Here is an 11,437-nt window from a genome sequence, read left to right on the forward strand (position 1 = left end):
ATGAAATACTGGCAGGAACGTGAAGAGACAATGAACGTTGAGGATAGGGAAGCGTTTCAGCTTGAGCGTCTTCAGTCCACCCTTAACCGTGCCTATAAAAATGTGGATTTCTATAAGAAAAAGTTTGACGAGACGGGTATTAAGCCTGAATCAGTCAAAGAGCTTGCAGACATAGCGAATCTCCCTTTCACCACTAAACAGGACTTAAGAGATAACTATCCCTACGGTATGTTTGCTGTGCCCCTGCGTGATATAGTCCGCATTCACTCCTCCAGCGGGACAACAGGTAAACCCACTGTAGTGGGCTACACAAGAGCAGATCTTGAAAACTGGAAGGATCTTGTTGCACGCATAATTATGGCGGGCGGAGCGGATGAACAGGATATTGTTCATGTAGCATTCACTTACGGACTCTTCACAGGCGGATTCGGACTGCACTACGGCGCAGAGCATCTTGGCGCATCGGTTATCCCTGTTTCCAGCGGAAACACGGCACGCCAGATAAACATCATGCAGGACTACAGAAGTACAGTTCTTGTCAGCACTCCTTCCTACGCTCTGCACATAGCGGAAAGCCTTTCAAAAATGGGCTTAACAAAGAATGACCTCCACCTGAAAACAGGTCTCTTCGGCAGTGAACCGTGGGGAGAAAAGATAAGGCAGGAAATAGAGGAAAAACTCGGTGTAGACGCTGTGGATAATTACGGTTTATCGGAGCTTATGGGACCGGGGATCGCCGGAGAGTGTCTGGAAAAGAGCGGTCTTCATGTGAATGAGGATCATTTTTATGTTGAAATAATTGACCCTGAAACCCTCAAACCTCTTCCCCTTGGCGAGAAAGGCGAGCTTGTCATAACCACCCTTAAGCGTGAGGCTATGCCCCTCATCCGTTACAGAACAAGGGATGTTACAAGGCTTTACAGAGAGAAATGCGGCTGTGGAAGAACACTGATCAAGATGGAAAAACCCAGAGGCAGAACGGATGATATGATAATTATTAATGGTGTAAATATTTATCCTTCGCAGGTTGCAGAAGCTCTGGAAACTGTAAGCGGGGCATCACCGCATTTTATGATGATAGTGAGTAAAAAAGGCGTTCTCGATGAACTTGAAATACAGATTGAAGTCAGCGAAGCTCTGTTCTTTGATGAAATGAAGAAACAAAAATCACTCATGGAAGAGCTTGTGAGGGTCTTCCAGCAGGCGATACTCATAAAACCCAAGGTTAAGCTTGTTATGCCGAAGACTCTGGAACGCTTTGAAGGTAAAGCAAAAAGAGTTATAGATAACCGCAAGCCGGAATAACATGAAGGACGATCAGCGGATAATCAATTTCTTTTTTGAGGCGGGTTTTCTTCAAAACCTTCAGCGAACAGGAATACCATACCTCGGTTCCGGAAAGCAGAGCGTTGCCGAACACAGCTACAGGGTTACAGTTATAGGCTACACCATGGCGTTTATACTTGGTGCGGATGTGAATAAGGTGCTTAAAATGTGCCTGTTTCACGATCTTGAAGAGGCACGGACAGGGGATCTTAACTATCTCCAGCAGAAGTATGTGGACTCTGATGATGAAAAAGCCCTGCGCCACGCATTGAAAGACCTTCCCATCGAAGGCGAGGTATCGGAACTGATAGAGGAATACGCAGAACAGAAAACTCTGGAAGCGAAGATCGCAAAAGATGCGGATGTACTTGAGCTTATTATGTTTCTCAAGGAACAGCTTGATAAAGGCAACGAACAGGCGGGTAACTGGCTGAAATCCGCAGTGAAGCGTCTGAAAACCGAAAAAGGTGTTCAGCTTGCGGAAAGTATTCTTGAAACAAGATATTATGAATGGTGGTACGGTGATGGGAACGGATGGGAAAACGGATCAAAAAACTGGTAATGTTGAATATCCATCCATTTTAGACACTCTTTATGTATCTGCCGGCGTTGTGCTTTTCAACAGACGTGCCCTGTATAATCTCATTCTCAACAAGCTGCATATATTTAATCTGATCACAATTATGCTGATAGCTTATCTCATCCCTTATAAATCCCCTTTCAGCGGACAGGTGGAGTATTTTAACTTCGGCAATATGATAGAAGGAATCCTCATGGCGGGTTTCTTTATGCTGTTTATGTTTATGCTTTGCAGGCGCAAGGCGGAATCGTTTCTTCCTTTGGTGCGCATTGTGCTTGCAATGGAGCTTACAGCAGTTATCAGTCCGGTTAGTTTTCTGCTTTCCGGAGTTGCCCTCAAGGTTTTCATGGGTCTGTATGTGGCGTGGTATCTCAGTGTGGGTGTGTTTGCGTTCAGCCATCTTAACAATGTAAACTATTATCGTGCAGGTCTTGCAGTTCTGACGGCTTTTTTTCTCACACAGCTTGTGCCTGCTTTTTTTGTCTAATCTTTGGGCAGAGGCGAAGCGGAGATAAAAATGACTCCGTTTTCCACTTTTAAATCATAAAAACGCAGGTCAGAGTATCCGTCAGGATGAGTGAGACACTTGCCAGTGGATAGATCATACTCCCACCCGTGGCGATGGCACTTTATCAGGCTGCCGCTCTTGGGCAGACCATTCGCCAGAAGATTTGCCTGCTGATGCTTGCAGCTTATCTCCATTGCGTAGAATGAACCGTCATCCCTTTTGAAAATGCCTATGTTTTTGGCAAGAATTTTGACTGTTTTCCAGTTTATGCTTTCAAAGTCTTCTGTTTTTGCAGCTTTAATAAAATCCATAGGGAAACCCTGAATCTGTATTTAAGTCGGCGCAGCCCATTAACATAAGCTGCACCTGTTATATTAATATGTTAATTTGCCTCAAGAACAGCCATTCCGAAATCACGTCCCCATGAGTAAGCTTTTTCAAGATCATCCTTCGAGGGAGTCATTTTTACTTTAAAGGATTCCTGCGGGAGCTTCATACGCATGCTTTTCATGATGTCTTCACTGACCTTTACGCCTTCTCCGCTCCACCCGAAAGAGCCGAAAGCTCCGGCGAGTCTGTTAACCATATTCAGCACAACAAAATACGCAAAAAGGTTGAGTATGGGTTTAGGAGCTTTGGCATTGAGTGTAGGCGTACCTATGAGCAGACCGTATGATATCTCAATTTCATCGATCAGTTCGCCCACAGGCAGCGCAGCAGCGTCCAGAAGTATTGCCTTAAGCCCGGTTTCCTCCACGCCTGCCTTTATGCTGTCAGCAAGCATTTTTGTATTACCGTAGGCTGTGGCATAAACAATTGCGACCCTGCGGTCCTGTATATTTTTGTAGTATCTGTCTGCCTGTTTTTTGTACCAGTCAATATATACTTCCGGTTTTTCACGGAGGATAGGGCCGTGAGAAGGGCAGACCATGTCTATTTCAATATCTTTTATTTTGTGGAGAGCCTTGAGTATATGCTCCTTGTAGGGACGCATAATCATGGAATAATAGAACCGGAAAGCTTCCATCGCTTCTTCTTTGTTGTCCAGCTCGTCATTAAAAATCTTTTCACCGCTGCAGTAGTGGGCGCCGAGAAAATCGCAGGGGAAGAGGATCTTTTCCTCCACAAGATAGGTGAACATTGTGTCAGGCCAGTGGAGAAACGGTGTATGGAAAAAGCGGAGTGTCTTGCCGCCAAGATCAATAACATCATCATCACCCACGGCACGTCCGTTATATTCTCCGTTTACTATATTATCCACAAATGTCTTAGCCGTCTTAGAGTAAATCACTTCTATATTTGGATTTTTCTCCAGAAGTACGGGGAGACAGCCGGAGTGATCCGGTTCGTTGTGGTTTAATATAATGTAGTCGATTTCTGAAATGGGGCAGATTTCTTCAACTGTTTCAACGTATATATCTTTAAAAAGAAGCTTGTTGGCTTCAATAAGAGCTTTCTTTTTTGTTCCCTGTACAAGGTAGCTGTTGTATGTAGTCCCGTGTTCAGTGGGGATGACAACGTCAAAAATTTCAAGTTCCGGATCTCTCACTCCGACCCAGTGGACATTGTCCGCTACTTTAAATGAATTCATAGTTCCTCCGTGATAAGAGATAATTTTTATCTTTTAAAGAATAGTTCATAGATAAGGAAAAAGCAATGGTTTTGAGAGGAGGTGCAAACGAAAAAGCCGCCCGGGCAAACCGGACGGCTGGTTTTTCGTTTATTAATCTTCGTAAGCCTCAAAGCTGTCTTTGCCTACTCCGCATTCGGGGCAAACCCAGTCTTCGGGGATATCTTCAAATGCTGTTCCGGGTTCGATTCCGCCATCGGGATCGCCGACTTCCGGGTCATAAATCCATCCGCACACTGTACATACATACTTCATAGCTGTCCTCCTTGTGGATTAGAAATGATAACTAAACTATAATAGGCAATTAGAACAAGTCAAGTCCGATATACAATTCGGAGTCCGATTTAAAGATATATGAAAAAGGTTTTCATTTTAGATCTTTTTGGTTTCAGCGCCTGTTACGCCGACCCTGTGAAGAAGGCGGGACTTAAGCTCAGGTACCACTTCCTCATAAGGCATTTTATCAAGGTTAATCTGTCCGCCTGCGGACTTCATGTGTCCGCCGCCTGTACCTATGCCTTTAACTATGCGGGTGGCAAGCCTTCCCACAAGCTGTTTTGCCGATTTACAGCGCAAAGAGAAGTAACACTGGTTGTCTATGCGCCCGATTACAAATGACCACTTAATGTCACGCATTCTTAAGATAAAGTCGCTAGTTTCAGCAATGAGGTCAGGGTTACGGACTTCACCGAGATCGCAGAATACAAGGTTATCTGCAATCTCTGCCTGTTCAATAGCTTTTTTCATTGTTTTGAAATAGTAGCGTGGAAGTTCGGGGTTTTCTATTTTCTGAAGCTTTTGGGTTGATATGTGGGGGAAGATGTACGCCATCATATCCATATCGTGCTGGGTGATGCTTCTGCCGGAGCCAAACGTGTCTGTCTTCATGCCGTAGTAAAGTGCTGTTGCTACATTGACATCAGGCTCAATATGCAGTGCTTTCATGTATTCGGCAATTATCGTGCTCGTGCTGCCGGTTCCGGGTCGAACATCGTAAATCTGTGTGGATTTTGTCTGCGCCCTGAATGTGTGATGGTCTATGACAACATTCGGCGTTATGTTCTTTGGTATAAAAACATTGCCTGCATTAGGCTGTGTATCAGCGACTATGAGATAATCATATCTGGCGAAGTTGAGCTTGGTTGAAAGGTGCAGATCAATTTTACATGTTTTGATAAGCTCTCTGTTTTCCGCCCTGCCGATAATGCCGTGGTAGGCTATGGTGCAGCGTTTTTTTAGCTTATGGCTCAAAATCATTTTCATCCCCGCAGCAGCGGCAATGGTATCCGGATCGGGGTTGTTGTGAGTGAGGATCAGCACTTTGCGGAAAGGCTTAACATCCAGCAGTATTTTTTCTATCATGCAATACTCTATTCGACCACAGCAGCAGAGAAATCAAGCATGAGTTCATCACCCTCGAACCTTGCGGAGTAGCCATACCTTCCTTTAAGTTCTTCAAGATTCCTTAAAAGGGAATCCCTGCTGAAAACTGTCTCAGCTTCAAATATAGCCTCCTCAAGAGAGAAAGTTTTTATGCTGTAATCTTTAAATATTTCTCTGCGTTTCAGAAAGTCCATAAAGTCTTTAACATCGGCAAACTTGCCGAAGTTTACTGCTGTTACTGTATATTTTGTCACGGTATTTACTGTTTCAGGCAGAGGAATAAGGTTTGTTCTTATATATTCCGCCGCAGTAAACAAGGAGCTTCTGAATGCTTCCGCCACACAGAGGTCATCAGTTTCCTGAATGGCTTTTCCGGTGACTTTCACAGCGGGGAACTCCTTATCTCTGGAGTAGGGCTTAATGTACACTTCCGTGTCGCAGCTGAAAATCTCACCTTCCTGCCGTGTATCCGGATTGACAGTGATGATAAAAAGATACTGCGCCGGAGTAACCGCAAAAGCCGCCATCATATCAGCAGGCTTGGGGCTGTCTGACATTTCAGCAAGAAAATCCTGATTATTGGACGCCGTAAATCTTTGCTGCTGTAAGACTTCTGCTGCGGTTTTGCGGAGCAGGGGCTTAATGTCGTCTTTGATGTTGCCGGCGACCTCAAACACAACTGAGTTTGTGGCTTCTCTGATATAGTAATTGAGGTTGCCCATTGCTATTTCATCCATATCAGCAGAAACAACATAAAATACAGTATTGTCCTGAACATAGCGGTTTATGATTTTGTATCCGGTGATGAATTTAAGAAACTCATTGGTTATTTCCGGTGTGGATGTGTTGTCAGCAGATGAAAAGAAATTTCTCATGGCGTTTTTCAGCGCATTTTCTTTTGCGTTCATATCCGCCGCTTTAACATTGCTTTCATGGATCACGGAACTTCCCCTGCCTTCGATAAACATGGCATGGGCTTTATCTGTGAAAGAAAAAAGAGCAGCGGCAATTAATAAGCAGATGATTGTTTTTCTCATATGATTCATTATTAACCTGTATTAATAGAAGTTGTCAACTCTATCCGAGGATCTTGTTGAAGACAAAGGACTTTTAAAAGTTCCCAGCCCCTGAAGACCGATTACGAAATAGATAATCTGTTCTCTGCCGGAGTAATCTCCTTTATCATCAATGGGATTATATTCTTTTTGAGTTAATGAGAGACCCATATGCCAGCAGCCTGACTTGTATGTTCCGTAGAATGAGTTGCTTATTGTGCGCAGATTATCCAGAGAAATGCTCTGGTTTTTTCCTGATGTTTTTGTTTCAAATGCGAATTCAAACTTTTTAAATTCGAGAGCAATACTGAACTCAAGTGAGGTATTTTCTGTTTCTTCCGTATAGTCCAGATCTTCATAAAGATACTCTTCACTGAATGTAACAGGACCTTTTTTAATATAAAATCTTTGGTTGAGGAGCGATGTATTAGCATCGCTGTGGTCATAGTCATGCCTTAGATACATTCCGGTTTTTTGGTCATAATTATAATTAATTTTTGCGATAATAGGGCGTAGACGGCTTTCACTGAGCATTGCATCGTAGGTTTGCTCCAGCGAGGCATCCAGATTCCATTTTTCAGCATCAAAGTAGTTTTTCAGAAAGTATGTGTAGCTTTTTGTTCCTTCTATGTAGTCACCTTCGATACGTTCAGGTATGGCTGAATGATCAAGTTCCGGTATTTGTTCGTATCTGAAAGTGTTGTATATGGAGTGAGAGAATTTTTCGTATTTTCTGTAGATTTCGTTCAGCGCTATTTCATAACCGACCTTGTAAGTAAGTCTGTCTATCGAGTTTTCATCGGCGTTTATCTGGGCTATGGTGCTGCCGTGGCTTCTGTGAACATTCGGTGCTTCGTCAATGTTATCCCAGCGTGTGACAAGAAGCTGTGCATAGGGCTTGAAAGTAGCTATCTGAAGGTTTATGGGCGTATATATCTCGCCTGTCAGGTGCATACGCTCATATTCATCTTCAACAGTGGAGTCTGCTCCGTCAATTGCCGGGTAAACTGTTTTTTCTCTGTAGAGGACATGGTCAAAGTCTGCTGTATAGTTGAATCCAAGAAATCCCTGACGCAGGTTTTTCCTTACGAAAATATTGGGCAGACGATTTACTTCCGTTTTTTTATAACCGTTGTCAACATCCGTAAACTGCATGTCGTTTTTAAAACGTATGCCGAAATCAGCATAATCTGTTCTGTGTATAAGTCTGAGATCTGCATAGAATTTATTGTCAGGGTTGTCGTAGTTGTCAACCATCTCCGTATCTGCAATATCTCTCAGGTATCTGTAGTCAGATACATAATCTGCTTCTATATAAACTTCTGTATTGTCGCCTATTTTAAAGTTTGAGTCCTGATAGAAGAGATACCTTGTTTCCTTGTCCGATTCGCTTTTGCTGTCATTCATGAATTCGCCGTACATGTAAAGGTTTTCATTCATGCCTTTGGCGTATCTGAATTCTCCCAGATAGTGAACATTACCTGAAGTGTATATGTTTGTGCCGATTGTGGCATCTTTATCAACGTTTATATCACGGAAATATTTAAGCCCCAGCATGCTTCCTCTTGTGGAGTTTGAGCCGAGCTTCGGGATGAGAAATCCGCTTTCACGGTCCTTTTTGATGGGATACACAAGGTACGGGGTGTAGAGGACGGGAACACTTTTTATCCAGCCCGTTGTGTTGGTGGATTTTATATAATGACCTATGTCCATTGTGGCACGGCTGGCGGTAAATGACCAGTCCGGCGCTTCTCCGGGGCAGGTTGTGAAGCGTCCTTTTTCTATGAGGAAGTTTACCTCTCCTGTCCGCTCAAACTTTTCCGCTTCGAGGTAATGATAAGGCTCAACAAAGCCTTTAACATCTATAAATGTTCCTTTCTCTTCTGCAAAATTATATAAAAGGCGGGAACAGTCAAAAAAGTTGTTTCCTTCACGCAGGCGTACATTTCCGCTGGCATCGAAAACACCTGTGGCTCTGTCGTAGACGACCTTATCTGCGGTGAGGGTGGCGTTATCCTTCATGATAACCACGTTCCCTGTGGCTTCGTATGTTATATTATCAGGGGCGAACATTTCGTCCGCTTCGAGGGTAATGTTGTCTGCTTTGGTATTACCGCCGCCCGGAAGCATAAGGTCTGCGGCGTTTGCGGAGATATATGAGATTAAAAGAATAATGGCTAAAAGTCTGATCACGCGAGTTTCCCTTCTTCAACACAAGTGTGCAGTTATGTATGTTTTTAGTTTGAAATAAGCTTCTTTACGCAGGCGCACAGATAAAGCGAACCGCTGACAAGTATATCAGCATTTCCAGCAAGTTCAACCGCTATGTTTAAAGCCTTTTCCGTATCTTTTTCCTGTATTGTTCCTTCAATATTCAGAGGCAGGCGGAGGCTTCTTTCATTGCCCGGTATTTCCGTTATTACAATATTACGGAACTTGGCGGAGAGAAGTGCTGTAAGTTTTGATATATCTCTGTCAGCAGTGGATGAGATAAGCACACTGCCGATTTTCTCCGAATCCATAGATTTGACAAGTTCATGCATTCCGTGCGGGTTGTGGGCTCCGTCAAGGATGAATCTGCCGATACGCTCCTGCCTGCAAGGCGGAAGAACCGGCACGAAATTTTCCGGCAGACGCCCAAGCAGATACTCCACAATGTTTTTCGCAAGCGCAAGGTTCTGCCCGAAAGGAGCAGGAACTGCGCCATAGGCCTTTTCAGTGGGGATAATACTTTTATCCGCCAGAGTCTTCAATATATAGTTCGTTATGGACGGGGTATTCATCCCAAGCATTACGGTTTTGTTCTCTTTGATGATTGCCAGCTTTTCATCAGCAATGCGGTAAATGCTGTTACCGAGAAAAGCTGCATGATCCTTTGCTATGGCGGTAATTACAGGGAGTTTGACATTCAGGACATTTGATGAATCAAATCTTCCTCCCATTCCCGTTTCTATGACGGAAAAATCAGGCTTAAGTTCTGAAAAATATAGAAAAGCACATAAAGTAAGCGCTTCAAAGTACGAAAGGCGGAACTTTTGGATTAACGGAATCGAGCTTTCAAAAATACGGTCGAAATCGGCATCGCTTATGTCCGCACCGCAAAAAACTATTCGTTCATTGGTTTTGAGTATGTGAGGTGATGTGAAAAGAGCTGTTTTATAGCCGCAGGCGTTCAGCATATCCGCTGTGAATCGGCAGGTGGAGCCTTTGCCGTTTGTTCCAGCCACATGGATGATTTCTCCGAGCGACTCCTCACGGAAGCCTGCTTCCTTTAATGCTCCTTCAATACGTGAAAGGGTGAGTTCAAGATTTTTGAACTCACCCGTATTTCTGAAATATTTTTCAAAAGCGTTAATGGCTTTTTCCTTGTCAGTTGTAGCCGAAGAAATCGAGAACTCTTGTGATGTCTTTTCTCCAGCGTTTTCTGTGGGACACTATGTCAACCATGCCGTGTTCGAGGAGGAATTCTGAACGCTGGAAGCCTTCGGGGAGCTTCTGTCTGATTGTCTGTTCTATAACTCTGGGACCTGCAAAGCAGATAAGTGCCTTGGGTTCAGCCATTATAACATCTCCGAGCATGGCGTAGCTTGCCGTAACGCCGCCTGTTGTGGGGTCGGTGAGGAGCGATATGTGTCCGAGACCTTCCATGCGGAGTTTCGCCAGTGCTGCGGATGTTTTTGCCATCTGCATGAGGGAGAGTATGCTCTCCTGCATTCTTGCTCCGCCGGAGCATGAGATAGTGATCACATGTCTGTGGTTTTTGATTGCGTTTTCCACCAGTCTGGTGATTTTTTCGCCGACAACACTGCCCATGCTTCCGCCGAGGAAGCCGAACTCTATGCCGCCTATATTTATTTCACGTCCGTTAATTTTTGCCATGCCGCCAACGAATGCGTCGTTCATGTCCATTTTCTTAACGGCTGCTTTTATCCTGTCAGGGTATTTTTTGCTGTCTTTAAACTTGAGAGGGTCGAGGGAGCGTATTCCGGTATCAAACTCAACGAATGTATGAGGATCAATGATGTAGTCTATTTTCTGCATTGCGGACACGGGAAAGTGGAAATCACACTTGGGGCAGCACTGGTAGTTGTCCTCAATTTCCTGACGGTAGCTTATCTCGCCGCATCCGGAGCATTTACTCCATATATTTTCCTTCATATCTTTTTTCTGTGAGCTAACTTTGGTGATTTTCTCCAACAAAAAGTCGGTTATTCCCATATGGGACTCTCCTTGTTTTTAATAATCCGAATCTGCACTTATGTTTGAAAAATCAAACACCGGATGTAATTTTATTGTTTTTTTGTATGTTTCGCAACATTAACTATTTTTTATCTTTATTGTCAGCCAGTTCTGCTTTAAGCATGAAATAGCGGCTGATAATTCTTTCTGCCTGTCTTTTTACACGTATTCGGTTAATTATACCGACGTGCAGGTGAAGCCAGCTTTTTATATCACGCTTGCGGAGTCCAAGACCGTCTATTATCACAAGCCTATAGCTGTTCTGCCCTGTTTTCTGCAGAAGAACATTGGTCAGGTAAGCATCAGCAAAGATTATTCTATTGTCTGTCAGGTAATCCGCCAGCTCATGAATTAGCTTTTCTTCCTGACTATCTGTCAGTAAACCTGCACTTACTGCATCGTACATATCTGTTATTTCAGAGCCGTCAAAATTTGCAACCCTGTCTGCCACAAGTCCCTGACCGAGATCAGTTTCAATCAGACCATAGCATCTGGTTATGTGGCTGAAGTTACTCACTCTGCCTTCTATAAGCCGGAAGTAATAGTCATCCAAAAGGTTGTCGTTCAGCTGTCTTCTTTTGTTTTCAGGCAGTTTCAGAATGTTTGATGAACTCTTGAGAACTTTGATTACTTTGCTGCTGTCCTGCGGGTGTGTGTACACATCACGCTCTCCGCCGGAGGAAAGAAAAAGGGATTTATCAACAGTTATCATCATT

Annotated in this window: 12 protein-coding genes; 3 read left to right on the plus strand and 9 right to left on the minus strand. The window is 43.8% G+C overall.

The window, feature by feature from the left end:
• The 3 genes from ACYRYY_RS14990 to ACYRYY_RS15000 are packed head-to-tail and all read left to right on the plus strand — an operon-like array spanning position 1 to position 2,393.
• Positions 1 to 1,305 (plus strand): phenylacetate--CoA ligase family protein, encoded by a 1,305-nt coding sequence (locus ACYRYY_RS14990; protein ID WP_460216397.1) that lies wholly within the window; start codon positions 1 to 3, stop codon positions 1,303 to 1,305.
• Position 1,306: 1 nt separating this feature from the next.
• Entirely contained in the window at positions 1,307 to 1,888 is a 582-nt protein-coding gene (locus ACYRYY_RS14995) for an HD domain-containing protein (protein ID WP_460216398.1), read from the plus strand.
• On the plus strand, positions 1,851 to 2,393 hold the full coding sequence (locus ACYRYY_RS15000) for a hypothetical protein (protein WP_460216399.1): 543 nt from the start codon (positions 1,851 to 1,853) through the stop codon (positions 2,391 to 2,393). The genes ACYRYY_RS14995 and ACYRYY_RS15000 overlap by 38 nt, the downstream gene beginning before the upstream one ends.
• On the opposite strand, the gene ACYRYY_RS15005 is transcribed toward ACYRYY_RS15000, so the two are convergent.
• From ACYRYY_RS15005 to ACYRYY_RS15045, 9 genes are all read right to left on the minus strand, one after another.
• Positions 2,390 to 2,725, minus strand: a complete 336-nt coding sequence (locus tag ACYRYY_RS15005) for a Rieske (2Fe-2S) protein (RefSeq protein WP_460216400.1) — start codon at positions 2,723 to 2,725, stop codon at positions 2,390 to 2,392. The genes ACYRYY_RS15000 and ACYRYY_RS15005 overlap by 4 nt on opposite strands.
• A gap of 71 nt (positions 2,726 to 2,796) precedes the next feature.
• The gene (locus tag ACYRYY_RS15010) at positions 2,797 to 4,005 is read right to left on the minus strand and encodes an FprA family A-type flavoprotein (protein WP_460216401.1); all 1,209 of its coding nucleotides are present in this window, start codon (positions 4,003 to 4,005) and stop codon (positions 2,797 to 2,799) included.
• A 132-nt stretch (positions 4,006 to 4,137) separates the two neighbouring features.
• Positions 4,138 to 4,299 carry a rubredoxin gene (rd, locus tag ACYRYY_RS15015; RefSeq protein ID WP_460216402.1) on the minus strand — a complete coding sequence of 54 codons (162 nt, stop codon included), beginning with the start codon at positions 4,297 to 4,299 and terminating at the stop codon, positions 4,138 to 4,140.
• Positions 4,300 to 4,416: 117 nt separating this feature from the next.
• Positions 4,417 to 5,406 carry a DHH family phosphoesterase gene (locus tag ACYRYY_RS15020; RefSeq protein WP_460216403.1) on the minus strand — a complete coding sequence of 330 codons (990 nt, stop codon included), beginning with the start codon at positions 5,404 to 5,406 and terminating at the stop codon, positions 4,417 to 4,419.
• An 8-nt stretch (positions 5,407 to 5,414) separates the two neighbouring features.
• Positions 5,415 to 6,473 (minus strand): hypothetical protein, encoded by a 1,059-nt coding sequence (locus ACYRYY_RS15025; protein WP_460216404.1) that lies wholly within the window; start codon positions 6,471 to 6,473, stop codon positions 5,415 to 5,417.
• A 12-nt stretch (positions 6,474 to 6,485) separates the two neighbouring features.
• Positions 6,486 to 8,675 carry an LPS-assembly protein LptD gene (locus ACYRYY_RS15030; protein WP_460216405.1) on the minus strand — a complete coding sequence of 730 codons (2,190 nt, stop codon included), beginning with the start codon at positions 8,673 to 8,675 and terminating at the stop codon, positions 6,486 to 6,488.
• Positions 8,676 to 8,719: 44 nt separating this feature from the next.
• Positions 8,720 to 9,871, minus strand: coding sequence for a bifunctional folylpolyglutamate synthase/dihydrofolate synthase (locus ACYRYY_RS15035; RefSeq protein WP_460216510.1), 1,152 nt, complete (start codon positions 9,869 to 9,871; stop codon positions 8,720 to 8,722).
• Positions 9,852 to 10,700, minus strand: a complete 849-nt coding sequence (gene accD, locus ACYRYY_RS15040) for an acetyl-CoA carboxylase, carboxyltransferase subunit beta (RefSeq protein ID WP_460216406.1) — start codon at positions 10,698 to 10,700, stop codon at positions 9,852 to 9,854. The genes ACYRYY_RS15035 and accD overlap by 20 nt, the downstream gene beginning before the upstream one ends.
• A gap of 103 nt (positions 10,701 to 10,803) precedes the next feature.
• The gene (locus ACYRYY_RS15045; protein WP_460216407.1) at positions 10,804 to 11,436 is read right to left on the minus strand and encodes a YrbL family protein; all 633 of its coding nucleotides are present in this window, start codon (positions 11,434 to 11,436) and stop codon (positions 10,804 to 10,806) included.
• Position 11,437 lies beyond the last annotated feature (1 nt).

Source organism: Geovibrio sp. ADMFC3 (assembly GCF_054687035.1).

Bases quoted from the DNA above. Each gene is read 5' to 3' on its own strand.
- ACYRYY_RS14990 (WP_460216397.1), top strand. From the start codon at position 1: ATGAAATACTGGCAGGAACGTGAAGAGACAATGAACGTTGAGGATAGG.
- ACYRYY_RS14995 (WP_460216398.1), top strand. From the start codon at position 1,307: ATGAAGGACGATCAGCGGATAATCAATTTCTTTTTTGAGGCGGGTTTT.
- ACYRYY_RS15000 (WP_460216399.1), top strand. From the start codon at position 1,851: ATGGGAACGGATGGGAAAACGGATCAAAAAACTGGTAATGTTGAATAT.
- ACYRYY_RS15005 (WP_460216400.1), bottom strand. From the start codon at position 2,725: ATGGATTTTATTAAAGCTGCAAAAACAGAAGACTTTGAAAGCATAAAC.
- ACYRYY_RS15010 (WP_460216401.1), bottom strand. From the start codon at position 4,005: ATGAATTCATTTAAAGTAGCGGACAATGTCCACTGGGTCGGAGTGAGA.
- rd (WP_460216402.1), bottom strand. From the start codon at position 4,299: ATGAAGTATGTATGTACAGTGTGCGGATGGATTTATGACCCGGAAGTC.
- ACYRYY_RS15020 (WP_460216403.1), bottom strand. From the start codon at position 5,406: ATGATAGAAAAAATACTGCTGGATGTTAAGCCTTTCCGCAAAGTGCTG.
- ACYRYY_RS15025 (WP_460216404.1), bottom strand. From the start codon at position 6,473: ATGAATCATATGAGAAAAACAATCATCTGCTTATTAATTGCCGCTGCT.
- accD (WP_460216406.1), bottom strand. From the start codon at position 10,700: ATGGGAATAACCGACTTTTTGTTGGAGAAAATCACCAAAGTTAGCTCA.
- ACYRYY_RS15045 (WP_460216407.1), bottom strand. From the start codon at position 11,436: ATGATGATAACTGTTGATAAATCCCTTTTTCTTTCCTCCGGCGGAGAG.